Source organism: Paenibacillus xylanilyticus (assembly GCF_013359935.1).
In the GTDB taxonomy this organism is placed as follows: domain Bacteria; phylum Bacillota; class Bacilli; order Paenibacillales; family Paenibacillaceae; genus Paenibacillus; species Paenibacillus xylanilyticus.
Window position 1 is genome coordinate 220,254 of sequence record NZ_JABMCB010000185.1, and the last position, 20,597, is coordinate 240,850.

16 protein-coding genes are annotated in these 20,597 nt (G+C 47.2%); 13 read left to right on the forward strand and 3 right to left on the reverse strand.

Annotated elements, in window-relative coordinates; genetic code table 11:
• Positions 1-8: 8 nt before the first annotated feature.
• A complete protein-coding gene (locus HP552_RS15600) occupies positions 9-434 on the reverse strand; it encodes a DMT family transporter (RefSeq protein ID WP_175396333.1) in 426 nt (141 codons plus the stop codon).
• Positions 435-681: 247 nt separating this feature from the next.
• Positions 682-1,479, reverse strand: coding sequence for a Nif3-like dinuclear metal center hexameric protein (locus HP552_RS15605; protein WP_175396334.1), 798 nt, complete (start codon positions 1,477-1,479; stop codon positions 682-684).
• Positions 1,480-1,720: 241 nt separating this feature from the next.
• On the opposite strand from HP552_RS15605, the gene HP552_RS15610 reads away from it, so the two are divergent.
• From HP552_RS15610 to HP552_RS15670, 13 genes are all read left to right on the forward strand, one after another.
• Positions 1,721-2,320 carry a biliverdin-producing heme oxygenase gene (locus HP552_RS15610; RefSeq protein WP_175396335.1) on the forward strand — a complete coding sequence of 200 codons (600 nt, stop codon included), beginning with the start codon at positions 1,721-1,723 and terminating at the stop codon, positions 2,318-2,320.
• A 259-nt stretch (positions 2,321-2,579) separates the two neighbouring features.
• Positions 2,580-4,172, forward strand: a complete 1,593-nt coding sequence (locus HP552_RS15615) for a TerB N-terminal domain-containing protein (protein WP_175396336.1) — start codon at positions 2,580-2,582, stop codon at positions 4,170-4,172.
• A 7-nt stretch (positions 4,173-4,179) separates the two neighbouring features.
• Complete coding sequence (locus tag HP552_RS15620) at positions 4,180-5,523, forward strand: ATP-binding protein (RefSeq protein WP_175396337.1); 1,344 nt, start codon at positions 4,180-4,182, stop codon at positions 5,521-5,523.
• Positions 5,520-7,733: a DEAD/DEAH box helicase gene (locus HP552_RS15625; RefSeq protein WP_175396338.1), complete on the forward strand. Its 2,214-nt coding sequence runs from the start codon at positions 5,520-5,522 to the stop codon at positions 7,731-7,733. The genes HP552_RS15620 and HP552_RS15625 overlap by 4 nt, the downstream gene beginning before the upstream one ends.
• A gap of 332 nt (positions 7,734-8,065) precedes the next feature.
• Positions 8,066-9,025: an EamA family transporter gene (locus HP552_RS15630; protein ID WP_175396339.1), complete on the forward strand. Its 960-nt coding sequence runs from the start codon at positions 8,066-8,068 to the stop codon at positions 9,023-9,025.
• A 180-nt stretch (positions 9,026-9,205) separates the two neighbouring features.
• A complete protein-coding gene (locus HP552_RS15635) occupies positions 9,206-9,676 on the forward strand; it encodes a cupredoxin domain-containing protein (RefSeq protein ID WP_175396340.1) in 471 nt (156 codons plus the stop codon).
• Positions 9,677-9,772: 96 nt separating this feature from the next.
• Positions 9,773-10,789 carry an SDR family oxidoreductase gene (locus tag HP552_RS15640; protein WP_175396341.1) on the forward strand — a complete coding sequence of 339 codons (1,017 nt, stop codon included), beginning with the start codon at positions 9,773-9,775 and terminating at the stop codon, positions 10,787-10,789.
• 16 nt (positions 10,790-10,805) lie between these two features.
• Positions 10,806-11,459 (forward strand): carboxylesterase family protein, encoded by a 654-nt coding sequence (locus tag HP552_RS15645; protein ID WP_175396342.1) that lies wholly within the window; start codon positions 10,806-10,808, stop codon positions 11,457-11,459.
• Positions 11,460-11,574: 115 nt separating this feature from the next.
• Complete coding sequence (treR, locus tag HP552_RS15650) at positions 11,575-12,285, forward strand: trehalose operon repressor (RefSeq protein WP_175396417.1); 711 nt, start codon at positions 11,575-11,577, stop codon at positions 12,283-12,285.
• Positions 12,286-12,636: 351 nt separating this feature from the next.
• Entirely contained in the window at positions 12,637-13,569 is a 933-nt protein-coding gene (locus HP552_RS15655; protein ID WP_376768962.1) for a glycoside hydrolase family 5 protein, read from the forward strand.
• A 260-nt stretch (positions 13,570-13,829) separates the two neighbouring features.
• Positions 13,830-15,899: a bifunctional aldolase/short-chain dehydrogenase gene (locus HP552_RS15660; RefSeq protein ID WP_175396344.1), complete on the forward strand. Its 2,070-nt coding sequence runs from the start codon at positions 13,830-13,832 to the stop codon at positions 15,897-15,899.
• A gap of 17 nt (positions 15,900-15,916) precedes the next feature.
• Entirely contained in the window at positions 15,917-17,188 is a 1,272-nt protein-coding gene (rhaA, locus tag HP552_RS15665) for an L-rhamnose isomerase (protein WP_175396345.1), read from the forward strand.
• A 206-nt stretch (positions 17,189-17,394) separates the two neighbouring features.
• Positions 17,395-19,068 carry a ribonuclease J gene (locus tag HP552_RS15670; protein WP_175396346.1) on the forward strand — a complete coding sequence of 558 codons (1,674 nt, stop codon included), beginning with the start codon at positions 17,395-17,397 and terminating at the stop codon, positions 19,066-19,068.
• A gap of 121 nt (positions 19,069-19,189) precedes the next feature.
• Here HP552_RS15670 and HP552_RS15675 read toward each other — a convergent pair whose 3' ends face one another.
• Positions 19,190-20,272, reverse strand: coding sequence for a bifunctional 3-deoxy-7-phosphoheptulonate synthase/chorismate mutase (locus HP552_RS15675; RefSeq protein ID WP_175396347.1), 1,083 nt, complete (start codon positions 20,270-20,272; stop codon positions 19,190-19,192).
• Between the last annotated feature and the right edge of the window lie 325 nt (positions 20,273-20,597).

The following is a 20,597-nucleotide window of genomic DNA, read 5'->3' on the forward strand; positions in this document are numbered from 1 at the left end:
AAAGCAAACTACAGCTTCATAATGATGACACCTGCAACCATGAGTGCTATGCCAAGAAATTGTGGTAACTTCATCTTCTGCTTCACTACACCGAACCACCCATTGCTGTCTACCAGAAAAGTCAGGAACAGCTGGGCAATCAGCAGGGCCGAGATCGTGAAAGTGACTCCAATTTGCTGTATGGCGGTCACTTCGCTGAAAATAATGACTGCACCGAAGGCACCACCGGCCAGATATAACGGTTTGACTTGTTTTAAACCCTGAAGGTTGACATCACGAACAAACACCAGAATGATGGCTGCCAAAATGAAGCCGGTCAGCTGCGTTATGGTGGCGGCTTGCCATGTGCCCATATCGGTACTTATCCGGGTGTTGGCTACACCTTGCAGCGTAATGCAGGCCCCGCCCAATAATGCAAAAATAATTCCTTTCATGCTGTACTCTCCTTATCACTGTGTTACTTCGACTTCTATTAAATGACAAACGTACCCCGATCGCCAAGGACAAATGTCCTCAGCTCCAAATACACAGCATTCAGCGTACAACAAAGGGCTGCAAAAATCCACATATGACCGAATGATCACTCGAATAATTCATTTTTATAAGGAAGCATTTACAGGTAGCGGGATATGGAGAAAAAGAAAAAAGCCCCTTCATCAGGGGGCGGTTAATCGCATTTCATTAGAGAACTTTGTACACTGGCTGCTCGCCTACAAAGTGGACAGGCAGTCGAGGGAAGGCTTGGTCAAGCCTTGCTGCCAGAAGCTTCATACCCGCGGCCTCGCTTTCGGCGTGTCCCATCATAATAAGTGCCTTTTGTTTGCCCTGCTGCACAGCATCACGTATGTATTCCGGTGTCTCCCATTCGAAGCCTTCGCCTGCGATAATGAGGTCCAATGTTTCGTTATGAAGTAAGGGGATGGTTAGATTACCGTTTCCACGGAAACCGACCAACACGGCTGCACGTTTGCAAGTCATCTCCAAACTGCCGGCAATGCGCACATATTCAACTCCAAGTGTACGCTTGATATGTTCTGCAATCCGCTGAACCGTCATGTGATCATCGAAAGAAATTATATCTGCTTCGGGCTTTCTTTGCACGACATAGGATGACCATCCCAATGCCTGAATTAACCCTTCCGTGATTCCATCGGGTTGAATCTGGTGAATGGAATCATGACAACGATAAATGGCAATTCCCGCCTTCTCAATGAGGCTGCGCTTCGTCTGATAGACAGGATCTTCAGTGAGCCACTCCGTGTGGCTATGATGGTTATAGAAGGGAGGCTCATGAGCGATAATCAGATTGGCTCCCTGATGTATTGCCTGCTCAATGACATGCTGCGAGGGCATGAATGTAACGATAACACCCGTGACGAGCTGCTCCATGGATCCGCTAATCAGCTGATCCACCGTGTTTTCCCGCAGCTCCACATGGGCGGTCAAATGATGGATAAGATCTTGAACGGTAATTTTCATGAATGCGATACCTCCAAATGACAGGATACAGAATATACTCCCAGTTTATCATTTTGTACAGACGACAGCATTACACTTGGTGAAACTGGGGTTAAAGTAGTTTTCTTCTACGGGAAAAAGTATACTTACATAGAATCATCTAGATTAAACAGAGCAACCATTCTACCTACACTGAACATGTGAGCTTTAGTATACGTTTTAATTTTGATAAAGGAACCAAGCAGAGAAAGGTGATGATTACATGACAGCCAGCACCATTATGGAACGTTTGAAAAGTGAGACGGCTCATTATCACAGACAAGTGGAACAGAACGACTATGCCAAGGCTATTATGAGTCAAACCGTGAGTTTAGAAGAGTATAAGCAGTATTTGGAAAAATTCTACGGCTTTCTGAAACCGATGGAAGAGCAGGCTTTGGATCAGCCGTTCTGGGAAAGTACCGGACTGGATTACGAGATCCGGGGGAAAGCCATTTTGCTAGAAAATGATCTGCATCATTTGGGTTCCAGCGAAGAGGACATAGCACAGCTGCCAAGATGTGAGGAATTGCCAGATATATCTTCACCTGCACGAATGTTCGGTTATTTATATGTAATTGAAGGGTCTACCAACGGGGGGCAGATCATGACCAAGCGCCTGTCACAGTTTTTGCCGATTGAAGCAGGCCGCGGGCTTGAATATTTTAACGCTTATGGTGCGGAAACCAGAACGAGATGGGCCGAATTCACGCAGCAGCTTATTCAGTTCGCTCGCAGCGAGGAAGAACAAGACGACATGGTTCATACAGCTTCCGAAACATTCCGATTGCTTGATCAATGGATAAATACCAAAGTAAACTAATCATTCGTATGTCATGACAGCTCTTAAAGTACACTGACCTCAGTGAGAGCATGGTCTACTATCCCATAGCATATCAATATTTAATTTTTTATAAAGTAAATGAGTATGGAATGGCGTTTGAACTGGAAAACAGTTTGAGCGCCATTCTTTTTTGAATCGTTTATTTTCGTCGCCGCTGACACAGGACAAGTGCTATAATGATGCTTATGGATACACTTGTTCGTATAGCGAATATGAAGGGACGGTGAAACAGCATTCAATGAAAGACGATTCAAGGCAGTTGGAGTTTATCGAGATTGATCTGAGCGAAGAGCCGGAAACTGCGGCAGTGCCGGTGCCTGAACGTTCAACATTGGCCCAGAGGGAATTTCATTCAAGGCAGGCTAATGGTAGCATACTGTCTTCCGAGAAACGATTTGTGGAAGAGGCGAGGCACCTTGAAGAAACGGAAGGAGATCCTGCTCCGTTTGTACCTTTTATGAGCTATTGGCCAACCTATGGCGTCATGAACGAGCCCCAGCGGCAATGGTATCTGTATTGGAGATCGGAAGTTAGGCAGGAAAGATACCCGGATACGGATCTGTCCTATCTTTTTGTCCATACGTATGAGTTGATTAACGGTATAGGGTGGAATGAACCGCAATTGGGTTTTGATCAGCTGAAACGGTTATGGATACAATACAGGGCGCGCCATCCGCAGCTGGACGTTTATATGCAGGAATGGCTCATGGATTACGCGCTGGTTCATCAACTGGACATGTCATTGTCCGAGATTTTGGACGTTACAAGTGGATATCTTCCAGCGGAGATGCTGGATATGGAGATGCACCGGATTTTGCAGAATCATGTTGCTGAAGTTTCGTTAAAACTGCTGCGCCGATATTATGACTACGATATCACGCTCAGCAAATTTTACAGGGATGGTGGCGAGGAAGTTCTCGAAAGGTATATTCCCAAGGTTATGGCACTCGTCGATTCTTATTTGCTGCGTACACGTCAGGGAGGGATCGTTGACCAGTTCAAACTGGTTAACGAAAGAACGACGGAACGGATGTTATTTCGCAAAGCGGTTTACGATGATACTCTTTATGGCAAATCGGTGTTGTTAACCTATGTGCCCATTGGAGAGAACACAGATTTTGTGCAATTCGTTACGCGTATATTCCGATGTACCGAGAATAAATGTCGTGAGCTGCTCGGTTTTAGAGGGCGATTGCGTGGAAAGACTCTTGAACCCGAATTGGCGGGCCTGATCGAACGCTACCTGGATAAGGCATTTGCAGCGGAAAAAGCGGAAGCCGTCAAGAAACCGATCATTCGAATCAATACCGAAAGACTTCTATCTTTGCAGCAGGAGAGCGAATACGTCCGTAATGCCTTAATGATTGAAGAGGACGCCATTGCGGAACATGCAGCAGTTTCGTCAGACTCCATTCCTCTTGAAGAGGGAGAAGCAAAAGGGATTTTGCTTGTCGTGCCTGAAGGAGAAGAAGATGATTCTATTGAATCACAGGCTGACAAGGAGATTAACGATGATTTCCCTGAAGAAGAACCGATTAGTCATGAGCCAGTCGGTCTGCAATGGGAGGAAACGGCTGCAGATGTATTGGATGAGGAGTGGTTCCTCCTGGCAGAACAGCTTGCTCCCCAGCATGTGCTGGTTATATATGCGCTATTGGGTGCGGAGCCTGATACCGGGCTAATGCGAGTCGCAGAACAATTCGGGACGATGCCCGCACTTCTGCTTGATGAAGTGAATGATCTTGCAATGGAGACCATCGGTGATCTGCTAATAGACAGTGACCGGATCGTTCCTGAATATATGAATGTATTTGAACATGTGAAGAGGTGATAGGACAATGACCGAACTAAAAATACCGAAGCGGCTGACCACCGCACTGGTGAATTCATTGACAGCGGGCGTTGTGCCGCGGATCGGACTGGAGCAAATCGCTGTGGGCCGTAAGCCTGAAGTGGACGCGATATTGCGCGATTTGGATAACATTGCTGAGGGCGGCGCGGCGTTTAAACTGATTACGGGAAGGTATGGCAGCGGGAAAAGCTTTCTTTTGCAGATGATACGCAACTATGCGATGGATCGGGAGTTTGTTGTTGCAGACGCTGATCTGTCACCAGAGCGTAGATTGGTTGGTACCAAAGGTCAGGGGCTTGCAACGTATCGTGAGCTAATGACTCGTTTGTCTACACGCACACGTCCGGATGGCGGGGCACTTGAACCCATCCTGCAGAAATGGATCGCTGCCTTGCAGCAACAGGCGATGCAGAACCAAGGTTTGCGGCCTGATGATCCTGCTCTCCCGGCAGAGGTGGAGAAACAGATTTATGCCGTTACGAATGAGATGCAGAACCTGGTGCATGGTTTTGATTTTGCCAAAGTGCTTGCATCATACTGGAACGGATACAAACTGGGGGATGATGACCGCAAACAGGCTGCACTTCGCTGGTTAAGAGGGGAGTATGCCACCAAGACAGAAGCCAAAAAGGAGCTTGCTGTTGGTGTTATCATAGACGATGACAACTGGTATGACTATTTTAAATTATGGTCGGAATTCACGGCACGGATTGGTTATAAAGGGCTGCTGCTCTTCATTGATGAAGCGGTGAATCTGTACAAAATCACCAACAGCATCTCCCGGCAAAGCAATTATGAAAAACTGCTGACCATGTTCAACGATACAATGCAGGGCAAGGCGGAGCATCTTGGCATATTTGTGGGAGGTACCCCGCAATTTGTGGAGGATGAGAGACGTGGGTTGTTTAGTTACGAGGCGCTACGCTCCAGACTGATTGATGGGCGTTATGCAGCGAGAGAATACGCAAACTACACGGGACCCATCCTGAAGCTTGCGATGTTATCTCACGAAGAGATTTTGATCCTGCTGCAGAAACTGCGTCAGATTCATGCCCTTCATTTTGCTTATAGTGCTAGCCTGACGGATGAAGATTTGGTTGATTTCATGCAAACAGCAGTAAACCGTCTCGGTGCAGACGAGCTGTTAACGACTCGTGAAGTAGTGAGGGATTTCATGGATGTGCTGCATACACTTCACCAGAATCCGGAAGTGACCTATGCTCAGCTGCTTGGAGAACGGACGGCCAAGCCGAAGAATGATGGAAAAGGAACGGATTCTTCGACAGCTCCGGATGAGATGGACGATTTTCTGGCGGAATTTGAATTATGAGTGATCATCCTTTTTACAGACTGGCCCCATTTGTACAGGAATTCATCTACAAAAAAAAATGGGATGCACTCCGTCCTGCCCAGATCGAAGCATGCCATATCTGCTTCAATACCCCACATCATATGCTGATCGCGGCAGGCACAGCTTCAGGCAAGACAGAGGCTGCTTTTTTTCCTGCACTGACCGAGCTGTATGAACGTCCTTCCAAATCTGTTGGCATCCTGTACATCGGGCCGCTAAAGGCACTGATCAATGACCAGTTTGAACGTTTGAAGGACCTGCTGTCTGAAGGCAATATACCGGTATGGCACTGGCATGGGGATGTGCCACAAGCAGAGAAAACCCGTTTGGTGCGGAATCCGTCCGGAGTTCTCCAGATTACCCCGGAATCGCTGGAAGGTCTGCTGATGAACCGTCCGAATGCCATTCCAGCGCTATTTCATGATTTAAGGTACGTCATTATTGATGAGGTTCATGCGTTCATGGGAGCAGATCGCGGTATTCAGGTATTGAGTGAACTGGCGCGGATTGAACGAATGGCTGGCTGCAAACCCCGCAGGGTGGGACTTTCTGCGACATTAAGTGACTATGATGCAGCTACAGCCTGGCTGGCAGCCGGAACGCAGGAGGGCGTGGATGTCGTTTCTTCTCCAGGCGGCCGCAAATTGCGCTTGCGGGTGGAGCACTTCTCCTTTCCCGATGCCCGGGATGAAGAACAGGCAGAACATCTGCACAACGCACGAAAAGCCTACTACGATTTTATCTATGAGAGTACTCATCACAAAAAGGCACTGATCTTCACCAACAGCCGTACGGATGCCGAAGTGACCATCCTTGAGATGAGAAGAGTAGCCGCACGGCGAGAGGAAAGGGATGTGTTTCATGTGCATCATGGCAGCATTTCGGCCATGCTCAGAGAGGAAACCGAAGCTGCCCTGAGAACCGGCGTCGGGCCGGCAGTAGCCGCCGCAACTGTAACGCTGGAGCTGGGGATTGATCTTGGTGAATTGGAGCGGGTTGTGCAGCTCGGAGCCCCTTACAGCGCATCGAGTTTCGTCCAGCGTCTGGGCAGATCGGGCAGACGGGATGACATGGCTTCGGAGATGCTATTCGTATGTCCGGAAGAAGAGGATGAAGAAGCGCAGCTTCCGGCTCGCATGCCCTGGACGCTGCTGCGGGCTATTGCTGTCATCGAGCTGTATGTGAAAACCAAGTGGGTTGAACCTCTTGAAGCTCGTAAAATGCCGATGGGTGTTCTCTATCATCAGACGATGAGTATGCTGAAAAGCATGGGAGAAGCAGAGCCTCGTGAACTTGCGTATGCCGTACTTTCAATTGCGCCGTTCAGCCAGATCCGGGCCGATCAGTACCAGACTTTCCTGAATTATCTGATCGAAACGGATCATCTGCAATGGACTGAAGAACGAACATTAATCATCGGGTTAACTGGCGAGAAGACAGTGAATAACTATCGTTTTTACGCTGTTTTTAAAGATGATGAGGAATACAAGGTACTGAATGGCTCAGAGGAAATTGGTTCGATTACGACAGTCCCGCCGCCAGGGTATTGCTTTTCGCTTGCGGGTAAGCTGTGGAAAGTGGAAGAAGTGGACCACAAACATAAAGCCGTGTATGTGAAGGCTGCCAAAGGCAAAGTGGACACCTTATGGCTCGGTGCAGGGGGTGACATTCATACCTTGGTAGTCCAGAAAATGCGCGAGGTTCTGTCTGATTCTGTGATCTATCCCTATTTGTCTCCACAAGCGGTAAATCGGCTTGAGCGGGCACGTCGTTTGGCACGAGAGAGCGGGTTATTGAAGCAGGTTGTCATTCCCGCAGGAGGCGACTCCGTTTACGTTCTGCCTTGGGTGGGGAGTAAATCGTTCCGAACACTGGAACGTTTGATGAAGCATAATCTGTCTGACAAGCTTGCACTGCGTTCGGTTGTGCCCATGGAGCCGTATTATTTTGTTGTCTCTGGTAAAGTAGATGCACGTACACTTCTCGCAGAGATTATGAGTGAGTGCCGAACCGTTGAAGATGCTTCAGGACTGCTGGCAGAAGACGAAGCACCGTATCTCGGTAAATATGATGAATTTGTGGCGCCGCCATTGATCCGGGAAGCTTTTGCCGTAGATGGCTTGGATCTGCAAGGGTTACAGGAGGGATTGGAACAGACCCTGGCTTGGGAATCTCCTGGATTATCATGACACTGATAGTAACGTCCAAGCCGCATATGTTTCAAATTTGTTTAAATTCATGATGAGGGTTGACACCATCTCACCTGCCATGTAATATATGAAAAGTCGTCACATACGTTACATCACAAAAGCATACTTTATTTCGTATAACCTCGCAGGCCAGAAGTGTACACAGGGCGAGGGTCTCTACGGGAAGCCTATACTTCCTAACTACGATGCCAGGGAATCAATTGATGTTCCTTGCTCGAAGTTAGGATTTTTTGCGTTTGGATGGCAGGTTGTGACCTTGGCATGGAATAGACATGCGGACGTAATATCGATCATCAGGAGGTTCAATCATAATGAAATACTATTTGTCCGTTCTCGCTGGAGCGATGAGCTATGGCATCTTGTCCACTATTGTGGTACTGGCATACGGTGAAGGATATCAGCTCGGTGAGGTTGTAGGCTCACAGCTGATCACGGGATTCATCCTGTCCTGGATGCTGGCATTATACACGAAGTTTAAAATTAAACGCAGATCACAGGCAGATGGCAAATCACCATCATCATCAGCTGCAGCCAACGTTTTCACACGTTTGACGTGGAAGCAGCGTTTGCTATTGATGGCTGCCGGAACGCCGACGGTCATTACGGGCCTGGTTTATTATCAATCATTGCGTTACATTCCGGCATCACTCGCGATTATCCTGTTGTTTCAGTTTACATGGATTAGCGTATTGATTCAGGCTATAAGTAAACGTCAACGTCCGGATAAAGTCACGTTCTTGACACTGATTATCCTATTCGGGGTTACGCTGCTTGCCGCAGGTTTCTTGGAACAGGGACTTAGTGAGTTTAATGGTCTTGGTATTGCTCTTGGACTAATGGCAGCTGTGAGTTATTCGCTGTTTGTATTGTTCAGCGGCAAAGCCGTTCCATCAGCACATCCTGCGTTTCGCAGCGCCTGGATGGTTACAGGCGGATTAATCCTGCTCTGCATTTTGTTCCCGCCAACGTTCTTGTTTAACGGACTGATCTGGAGCCAGCTGCTTGTGTTTGGATTACTGCTCGGATTTTTCGGTGCTTTCATTCCGCCAGTCCTCTTCGCCGTAGGGGTTCCTCATATCGGAGGCGACATGGCAGGCATTTTGGGTGCGGTTGAACTACCGGTTGCGGTACTGTTATCTTCCTTCGTACTCCATGAACATGTCAGTGGGCTGCAATGGTTTGGCGTCATTATCGTTCTAATCGGTGTTGCCCTGCCAGAGTTATATAAAATGCGGCTGAAGCGCAGTCGGAGCACACCGCTGTATTCCTGAAGACAATAGGAAGCAGGGATGCAAGAGAGTGTTAGTGGAAATAAATATAAACGTAAAGAAGCCTGAGTGATCAGGCTTTTTCCTATGGATTGAAGCTTTCTTCTGTGAATTCGAGCTATTGTGAAATGCATAATCTGACATGGCCCATAGGGGCCATTTTCATCTATAGCAGCTTGAGGTATGATAGAGGTTGTACTTTTAAATGATGAAAAGAGGCATGTTGATATGAACAGCTCAATCAAGAAAATGTGGCCGTGGCTAACGCTAGGCATTGCTGTAATTGTATTACTCGGATCCTTTCTCGTATATTTCATGGGCAAGGATATGTCCCCTGGCTCGGGGAATTCAGTAACGGCACAAGCCGGGACACCAGAGGATTTAGCGGGATATGAAGTCATTGATGTCAATGTTAGTAACGATGGATTTGAGCCTGGTGTGATAGAAGTTAAATCGGGAGTTCCCACCAAAATTAATTTTATTCTCACCCGGTCAGTCACCCATGTTAAATCGGTTGGTTCACAAGAACTTGGCTTGGATTTATACATGCAAAAAGGAGATAACTACTACACCGTTGACGAAAATTTGCAGCCTGGGGAATATGAAATTCACTGCGGCATGTACATGATATACGGAACGATTAAGGTAGTATAAACGGAGGAGCAGAGTCAGTGACAAGCTGGCTTTGCTCCTCTTTTGTATGCGTGATATCATGGACTAGTGAGACATTTCATCTGGAGGTGGCCTATTATGAAAGCGCTATTTATTGGAGGAACAGGCACAATCAGTACAGCAATTACGAATCAGCTCGCCAGTCAGGGCTGTGAACTCTATTTGATCAATCGGGGAAATCGGAATGATGACCTGCCTGCGGATGTGAACGTGCTGCAAGCTGATATCAATGATGAAGATCGAGTGGCGGACCTGATTGCGGATCTGGAATTCGATGTGGTTGCAGACTTTATTGCTTTTGTACCGTCACAGCTCGAGAGGGATTATCGTTTATTCAAAGACAAAACCAAACAGTTCATATTCATAAGTTCGGCATCTGCCTATCAGACGCCGCTTGCTGATTACCGTATTACCGAAGGCACACCGCTGTCCAATCCCTACTGGGAATATTCACGCAACAAGATCGCCTGTGAGGATTACCTGATGAAGCAGTATCGGGATCACGGATTTCCGGTGACGATTGTGCGCCCAAGTCACACGTATGGAGACCAGTCCGTACCACTGGGTGTTCATGGGGCCAAGGGAAGCTGGCAGGTTCTCAAGCGCATCCGCGAAGGCAAACCCGTAATTATTCATGGTGACGGCACATCGCTCTGGACGATTACACATAACAGTGACTTTGCCAAAGGATTTATCGGTCTTATGGGGAATATTCATGCCATCGGTGAGTCGGTACATATTACATCGGACGAGTCAGTGACGTGGAATCAGATCTATGAGATTATCGCAGGAGTACTTGGTGTCAAACTGAATGCGGTTCATGTACCGTCTGAGTTTTTGGCGGCATGCAGTGATCAGGATCTTCGCGGCGGTTTGCTTGGGGACAAGGCCAATACCGTGGTATTCGACAATAGCAAGCTGAAGAGACTTGTACCTGAATTTGTGGCCACAACGAGGGCAGATCAGGGAATCAGGAAGACGATTCAGTTTATTCTTGCTCATCCTGAATTGCAGACCGAGGATCCTGAATTTGACAGATGGTGTGATAAGGTGGTTGGCGCACTGGACGAAGCATTGAAGAAGATCAGAGAATAGAAGTGAGGGAACAGATATGACCCAAACCGGGCATCGAATAGTAAAAGAAATAACCAAAACGTTGACGCTGGACTACTTGCTGCACGTTCCCGAAACGGAAGAACAACCTGCGGAACAGAAGTGGCCCGTTATTCTGTTTCTTCATGGTTCTGGGGAGTGCGGCAGTGATCTGGAAAAGGTCAAAGCGCATGGGCTGCCGCAAATAGTGGATCAGGACAAGAGCTTTCCGTTCATCGTGATATCTCCACAGTGTCCGGAGGATGAATTCTGGGCAATGGAAAAGGAGGCACTGATTGCGATTGTCGAACATGTGCTGGACAACTATCCTGCAGATCCGAAACGGGTATACCTCACAGGATTAAGCATGGGCGGTTACGGGGCTTGGCATCTGCCAGTCGACTACCCGAATGTATTCGCAGCGGTGGCTCCCGTGTGTGGAGGAATAAACCCATCCAAAGCTGAAGCCTTGAGCAATGTGCCCATTTGGGCATTCCATGGTGCCAAGGACGACGTTGTTTTGCTATCGGAATCACAGGGGATTGTGGATGCACTTGAAGCGTTGGATGCAAACGTGAAGCTTACAGTCTATCCTGAAGGCAATCACAATGCGTGGGACGAGACATATAGCAATCCTGAACTGTACAAGTGGTTTCTTAGTCATACCTTGTAATCCATTGTTCATCAGCCATTGATATTTGGAATCATCAAGTGTATTAACCCTGTTTTTAATGCTATAATAGGTTGCCAATATGATAAAAAAGGGTAATGAACTATGGTGATGAATGATGAATAACAAGTTTATCCGAATCTATGAAGATATAGCAGCTCATATTCGGACTGGAGAAATCGAGGCAGGTACAATGCTGCCGTCAGAGCTCGATTTATCTGAAAGCTATCAGACGTCCAGAGAGACGATTCGCAAAGCATTAAAAATGTTATATGAGGAAGGTTATATTCAGAAAATTCAGGGCAAAGGTTCGGTTGTACTGGATATTCGCAAAATCGATTTTCCCATCTCGGGTCTGGTGAGCTTCAAGGAACTGGCCAAAAAGATGGGACATCGGGCCAAAACGCAGGTTGAGGTGTTTGAGGATCAAAAGGTAGACCAATCCTTGTTCAAAACCATTCATTTCGGGATGGATGAACAGGTGTGGAAAATCGCACGCGTTCGTAATGTAGATGGAGAACGGGTCATTCTGGACAAGGACTATATCAGTCAGCGTCTCGTTCCGGGATTGAGCAAAGAGATATGCAACAACTCCATTTATGAGTACATTGAGGAGGAACTGGGGTTGTCCATTTCTTTTGCCAAGAAGGAAATCCTGGTGGAAGAGCCTACCGAAGAGGATCGAAGACTGATGGATCTGGACGGCTTTCACAATGTCGTGGTTGTACGCAGCCAGGTCTACTTGGAGGATGCGAGTCCTTTTCAGTTCACGGAATCCCGGCATCGTCCGGACAAGTTCAGATTTGTTGATTTTGCAAGGCGAAAATAATTTGTAATGTCAGGTAAAAAAGAGTACCCGTTCACATGGACGGGTGCTCTTTTTGTTGTAGGTAAGTCTTTTCATGAAAGAAAAAATTCCTTTTTGTAGTAAAAAAAGAGTTGACTGGTAAGCGTTTTCATTTTATCATAACCTCATAACTTAAACGATAAAGTAATTTTAACTAATTATAAATCACTTTAATTAGTTTACTTTTTGAGTTTTATTTTAGTTTAATGTTTTATAATTTTAATTAACTTATTGCCTTGAGCAGGGTTAATTGAAATATAAAAAATTATAGGGAGGTTTCAATCTATGGCCAAGTTGCAAAAAGCCACAATCTTCACCGTCATTGCAGCACTCATGTTTGTCATTCTGGGGAGCGCTGCCCCCAAAGCATCAGCAGCTGCCGGTTTTTACGTGAGCGGCGGCAAATTGTATGATTCCACGGGAAAAGCATTTTACATGAGAGGCATCAATCATGGACATTCCTGGTTCAAGAATGACTTGAACACAGCCATTCCTGCAATTGCGAAAACGGGTGCCAATACGGTCCGTATTGTTTTGTCCATCGGAACACAGTACACCAAAGATGATCTGAACTCCGTTAAAAACATCATTAATGTTGTAAACGCTAACAAAATGATTGCAGTCCTTGAAGTACATGACGCCACAGGCAAAGATGACTACAATTCATTGGATGCAGCAGTTGACTACTGGATCAGTATCAAGGAAGCATTGATCGGCAAGGAAGATCGGGTTATTGTGAATATCGCCAACGAGTGGTATGGCACATGGAACGGAAGCGCATGGGCAGACGGATACAAAAAAGCCATTCCAAAGTTAAGAAATGCAGGCATTAAAAATACATTAATCGTGGATGCAGCAGGCTGGGGGCAATATCCTCAATCCATCGTGGATTATGGGCAAAGTGTCTTCGCCGCGGATTCACAGAAAAACACGGTATTTTCCATTCACATGTATGAGTATGCAGGCAAAGATGCAGCAACCGTGAAATCCAATATGGAAAGTGTGCTGAACAAGGGGCTTGCATTAATTATCGGTGAATTCGGAGGATACCACACCAATGGAGATGTCGATGAATATGCCATCATGAAATATGGTCAGGAAAAAGGGGTCGGCTGGCTTGCGTGGTCTTGGTACGGGAATAGCTCAGGCCTGAACTACCTGGATATGGCCACAGGACCTAACGGAAGCTTAACAAGCTTTGGCAATACGGTCGTTAATGATACTTATGGCATCAAAAATACTTCCCAAAAGGCTGGTATTTTTTAAGTGAGCATTTTGCATAAATCCAATAAGCGACTTCCAGTCTTCAATATATAGATCAAAATGGTCTTACAACAGAATAGTAGGAATACAAGAATAGCTGAACACTCTGATCATATTTCGTCAGAGTGTTTTTGATCATTCAATTATCAAAACACCGTCCTTTTGATTTTTTCCGTTTATATTTAAAAACTCTTGTTTTCAAAACAAAACAAAGATGATAAACTCTGATTAGGAATAAAACAAACATTATCGGAGGGAAATGAATGGTACAGAGTTTATGGAACACTTCACAGGCTTCAGAGCAAACAACGGGTCTGGAGCAGCTGGTCTATCGATCCAATTTGATTGGCGCAGATCGCAGTGTATGTAACATTTACGGAGGAAACACATCTACCAAAACGACAGTGAAGGATTTTCGTGGCCGCGATATAGAAGTAATGTACGTGAAAGGAAGCGGATCCGATTTAGGCTCGATGCAAGCGAAGCATTTTACAGGTCTGGCTCTGGAAGACATTCGTCCCCTGATTGAACGTGAATCCATGACCGATGAAGAGATGGTTGAATATCTGGGGCATTGCATGATTGATTCCAAGCACCCGCGTGCTTCCATCGAGACGCTGCTGCATGCGTTCCTTCCATATAAACATGTGGACCACACACATCCGGATGCGATTATCAGTCTGTGTTGTGCGGATAACGGCAAAGAGTTGGCAAGAGAAATTTATGGAGACCGTTTTGTATGGGTGCCTTATGTTCGCCCAGGCTTCACATTATCCAAGATGATTGCTGAAAGCGTATTCGCGAATCCGAATGCTGAACTGGTTTTGATGGAGAAGCATGGACTCGTAACATGGGGAGAAACATCCGAGGAATGCTATGCACAAACCATCAAAATCATCAATGAGGCTGAAGCTTTTATCGAAGCACGCGTGAATGAGGGAAGTCTGTTCGGCGGTGTTAAACACCCGGCCCTCGCAGCTGAAGTGCGGCGTGAGATCGTAGCCAAAGTGATGCCAACGCTTCGCGGTGCAGTATCGGATAGCAAAAAAATGATATTGTCCTATGACGATCAGGACGATGTACTTGCCTTTGTAGGTGGAGCGGATTCGCCACAACTGTCTCAGGTGGGAGCAGCATGCCCGGATCATCTGGTACATACCAAAGTGGTACCCTTATTTATTGAATGGACACCAGATGCTGAAGATATTGAAGGTCTGAAAGCCAAGCTGGTCGAAGGCGTTGCTGCCTACAAAGAGCAGTACCAACAATATTTTGAGATTAACAAAAATGATGGCGATGTGATGTTCGAAGCAGCACCTCGCGTTATTCTCATCCCAGGTGTGGGCATGATCAATACAGGCAAGAGCTGGGCCCTGTCGCAAGTGAGTGGGGCACTGTATCACCGGGCTATTGCCGTTATGCGTGGTGCGACCAGCTTGGGCAAGTTCGTATCTCTCAGCGCTAATGAGTCCTACAATGTAGAATACTGGCCGCTTGAGCTGTATAAATTGTCTCTCGCTCCAGCCGAGACGGAATTTTCCCGGAAAGTGGCGTTTATTACAGGTGGCGCCGGCGGAATCGGAAGCGAAACTGCACGCAGGTTGGTATCCGAGGGCGCGCATGTCGTTTTGGCTGACCTGAACCTGGAAGGTGCTCAAAAAGTGGCACAGGAAATCAATGACCAATATGGTGACAATCGTGCATATGCTTTGAAAATGGACGTCACTGATGAGGAAGCCGTGCAATCAGCGTACGCGGAAGTAGCCGTACAATATGGCGGTGTGGATATCATCGTTAACAATGCGGGCCTTGCCACATCCAGTCCTTTTGACGAAACATCCCTGAAGGAATGGAACCTCAACATGAACGTGCTGGGTACCGGGTATTTCCTCGTTGCCCGTGAAGCGTTCAAGCTGATGAAGCAGCAGGGAATTGGAGGCAGCATGGTCTTCATCGGGTCCAAAAACTCGGTCTATGCAGGTAAAAGCGCTTCCGCTTACAGCTCGGCCAAAGCTCTTGAAGCACACCTTGCCCGTTGTATTGCAGCAGAAGGCGGTGAATATGGCATTCGTGTCAACACGATACTCCCTGATGCCATCCTGCAAGGTTCTGCGATCTGGAATGGTTCCTGGCGAAATGAACGGGCGGCAGCGTATGGCATTGAACCGGATCAACTGGAAGAGTATTACCGCAAACGCACCACATTGCTCGTTAATATTTACCCGAGAGATATCGCGGAAGGAATTGCATTCTTCGCTTCTTCCAAATCCGAAAAAACAACCGGATGCATGATGACCATTGATGGTGGTGTACCGGCAGCATTTACACGTTAAGAGGAGGGTTCTTGCGAATGGATAACCAAGTGAAGCAAGCGTATGAAGCGGCCAAATTGTTATATGCCCAGCATGGAATTGATACGGATGAAGTCTTGGAGAAGCTTGCAGAGATCAAGGTATCGGTACATTGCTGGCAAGGGGATGATGTCAAAGGCTTTCTGAACCAGGATGGAGAATTGACCGGAGGCATTTCCGTTACGGGTCAATATCCGGGAGCTGCAACGACTCCTGCTGAGCTTCGGGCAGATCTGGAACAAGCCTTTTCCCTGATTCCCGGCAAACATAAGGTTAACCTGCACGCGATCTACACCGATACGGACGAAAAGGTAGAGCTGGATCAGATTGAGCCCAAGCATTATGAGAAATGGGTGCAGTGGGCGAAAGAGCAGGGACTTGGTCTCGACTTTAATCCAACCTGCTTCTCTCACGAGAAGTCAAGCGACGGTTTTACACTCAGTCATCCGGATCCTGAAATTCGCAAGTTCTGGATTGATCACTGCAAGGCATCCCGGCGTATCGGTGCATACTTCGGAGAACAGCTTGGCCAGACGTGCGTCACCAATGTATGGGTACCCGATGGCTTCAAGGATAATCCGGTTGATCGTATGACCCCTCGGAAACGTCTTAAGGATTCCCTGGACGAAGTGTTTGCGGAGAAGCTCGATCCGAAGCATAATCTGGATGCGGTAGAGAGTAAACTGTTCGGCCTTGGTTCGGAAGCATACGTTGTTGGGTCACACGAGTTTTACATGGGATATGGATTACAAAATGATACCTTAATCTGTCTGGATGCAGGTCACTTCCACCCCACAGAAGTCATCTCCAACAAGCTGTCGTCCCTCGCGCTGTTTACCAGTGGCATCCTGCTGCATGTCAGCCGTCCGATGCGTTGGGACAGTGACCATGTCGTAATTATGGACGATGAGCTGCTGGAAATTGCAAGGGAACTCGTTCGTCACGACCTGCTGCCAACTACACATGTTGGACTCGATTTCTTTGATGCCAGCATCAATCGGGTTGCTGCCTGGGTAGTAGGTACACGCAATACGATCAAAGCGCTGCTGCGCGCCATGCTGGAGCCAGTAGAGGCTTTGAAGACTGCTGAACTGCAAGGCGATTATACCTTGAGACTTGCACTGACGGAAGAATTTAAATCCTATCCGTTTGGTGCCATCTGGGATTACTATTGTGCCAAGCAGGGGGTACCTGTTCGAGAGAAGTGGATCTCCGTGATCAAAACTTATGAAGAGAACGTTTTGCTTCAGCGTGGTGCTTCGCTCGTATAGTAAGTGTATATGTACAGCCATTATCTATCCTTTTCCGTACATTAATAAAAGTCCGCAGTGGAACCAACCGGTCCACTGCGGACTTTTTGACGTGTTTATCGTTCCCCATGCATAAGTGTTCTAAGAAATTACATACTAGAAATACATAACAGGCTTACAGAATCATCATTGCACATGAGTAAAACGAAGAGGAGGATCAATTTAAATTGAATCTCGCCCACAATAAATTGTATGTCGCCGCACTGGGCGGCGTAAACGAAATCGGTAAGAACATGTACATCATCCAGTACAATAAGGACATCATTGTCATCGATTGTGGTTCCAAATTTCCGGATGAAACCTTGCCAGGCATCGATCTGATTATTCCGGATGTCTCCTATCTGCTGGAGAACTTGGACCATGTAAAAGCACTTGTCGTTACCCATGGACACGAAGATCATATTGGGGGCATCCCTTACTTTTTAAAACAAATGAATATCCCTGTGTATGCATCCAGACTTACCCGTGGCTTGATTGAATTGAAACTCAAAGAGCATAATATGCTTCGAACAGCAGATCTTCACACAATCGATGCTCACTCCACCTTCATGCTGGGGGAGATCGAGGTATCTTTTTTTGCAACCAGCCACAGTATACCAGACTGCTTGGGTGTTTTCTTCCGCACGCCTGGAGGAAATGTGGTACATACCGGCGATTTCAAATTCGATATGTCACCTGTGAACGGGCCTTATCCTGATCTGTACCGAATGGCGGAGATCGGTAAACAAGGCGTTCATCTGCTGCTGTCCGAAAGTACGAATGCGGAACGGCCTGGCTTTACACCATCAGAGCGCGTTGTCGGTGATCGTATTCTGGATGCATTCATCCGAGCGAAGCAAAAAATATTTATCTCCACCTTTGCTTCCAATGTCAGCCGGGTCCAGCAGATTGTGAATGCCACGTTTGAGACCGGCCGCAAACTGGCTTTGTTGGGCAGAAGTATGGTCAATGTCGTGTCAGTTGCAAGTGATCTGGGGTACCTGGATGTTCCTGACGGTTTGCTGATTGAAGCGATTGATGCGGATCAGTTTCCTCCCGAGCAAGTCGTCATTCTTTGTACGGGAAGCCAGGGAGAGCCAATGGCTGCGCTGTCCCGATTGGCTACAGGTAAGCATCCTCATGTGAGAGTAGCAGCAGGAGACACCGTGATTATTGCAGCAGGGGCAATCCCGGGCAATGAGCGCAACCTTGCCCACGTTATTGATAATCTGTACGTATTGGGGGCGAGAGTCCTTTATGGTTCAAGCGGTTCAGGGGGCATGCATGTGTCAGGGCATGGCAGTCAGGAGGAACTCAAACTGATGCTGACGCTGATGAAACCGGATTATCTGGTGCCCATCCACGGCGAATTCCGCATGCTGTATCAGCACAGATTGCTGGCTGAATCGGTTGGGATCGACCCTGATCATGTATTCATCGTGAATAACGGGGATATGGTTCAGTACAAGGACGGCGTAGCATCTCCAGGGCCGAAAATTGCTTCAGGCAACAGTCTGGTTGACGGATTGATTATGGGCGACGTAGGCAATATTGTGCTTCGTGACCGCAGACAGCTGTCTTCAGACGGCATGCTGGTTATTGTGACGACACTCAGCAAAACGGAGAAACAAATGGTCACATCTCCTGAGATCATCTCCAGAGGATTTGTGTTTGTGAAAGACTCGGAAGAGTTTATGCGAGAGATTCATGGATTGGTGCTATCCAGAATGGAAGAACTGACCGGAGCCGGTGTGAACCAGTGGAATGTCATCAAAAGAAAGCTCAAGGACGAAATCGGACATTACATCTACGCCCAGACGAAACGAAGACCGATGATCCTGCCTATAATCATTGAGGTATGAGTAGTGGTCACAATAAGAAAAGCCTGAGGGATGCCCTATCAGATGTTTCCATGGAAGGGCAATTTCCATCAGGCTTCTTCTTGTTTTCATTTAAATACGATTTGCTCACTCATTCCGCAATTTATTGATCGTTCAATAAACCGGATTGTCTCACCGAGGAGAGGAACTGATGGAATTGTTCGATGTTCAACTGCTGCGCACTATCGGAAAGCGCCACCGCCGGATTCGGATGAACTTCTACCATGACGCCATCGGCACCAGCTGCCAGAGCAGCTTTGGCGCACGGAGCCAGAATATCCTTGCGGCCTGTAGAGTGGGTTACATCCACCAGAACGGGTAGATGGGTTTCTTGTTTTAAAATAGGCACGGCAGAGATATCGAGGGTGTTGCGCGTCGCTTTTTCATAGGTACGAATACCTCTTTCAATCAGCATGACTTGCTTGTTCCCACGGGAGACAACGTACTCCGCAGCATGCACGAACTCATCAATGGTTGCGGCCAACCCGCGTTTAAGCAGAATGGGAATGTTGACGTCTCCCGCAGCTTTGAGCAGCTCAAAGTTTTGCATATTCCGGGCACCGATCTGGATCACATCGATATAATCTCCTGCCAGCTCGATATGACCTGGATGCACAATCTCACTGATCGTTTTAAGTCCGAACTCATCTGCCACTTCTTTGAGAATCTTCAATCCTTCAATCCCCAAGCCCTGAAAATCATAGGGTGAGGTACGTGGCTTGAAGGCACCACCGCGCATGACCGGGATACCGGCTTCTTTCAAAGCTTTGGCAACCTCCCGAACCTGCTCATAACTCTCAACGGAGCAAGGTCCAGCAATCATGATCGGTTTGCCTGCGCCAACCTTGATTTCACCGATGGAGACGACCGTGTCTTCCTGCTGATTTTTACGGCTGACTAGCAGCTGTTTTTTGTGTTCGTCGACCTGCAGATGCAGGGAAGCCTGGAAAATTTGCTTGAACAGCAGCTTAATGGCATCATCGTGGAACGGCCCAGGATTGGCCGCAGTCAGTTCTTCCAGCATTTCTTTTTCCCGAACGGGGTCAAATTTGGGAACTCCCTGTTTTTCCTTGATCTGACCGATTTCCTGTGTAATCTGGGCGCGCTCCGATAACAGGTGAAGTAAACTATGATTAATCTCATTCAAACGGCCTCGTAATTGCTCCAAATTTCTATTCTCATCCATGTTCACACTCTCCTCTGTAATTTGTATATGGATTGGTTTAATGAAAAATGCAAAAAGGCCCTTCATCCGCAAGGGACGAAGAAGCCGTGGTACCACCCTAATTAGAAACGGCCCTGCCAAATTGCAGGAACACCTGTTTCTCACTTTGACCTTTTAACGCAAGGAACGGATTGTCCTAGAAGCTGGATCACAAAAAATCAGCTCTTCAGCAATCGGCTCAGGAGTGAACTTCGGCGGTTGGTTGCTTCGGATGCTCTCAGTCTCTGGCACCACGTCCCTGTAATCAACGCTTTATTCCGCTTACTCTTTCCGTCATAGCCTGTCA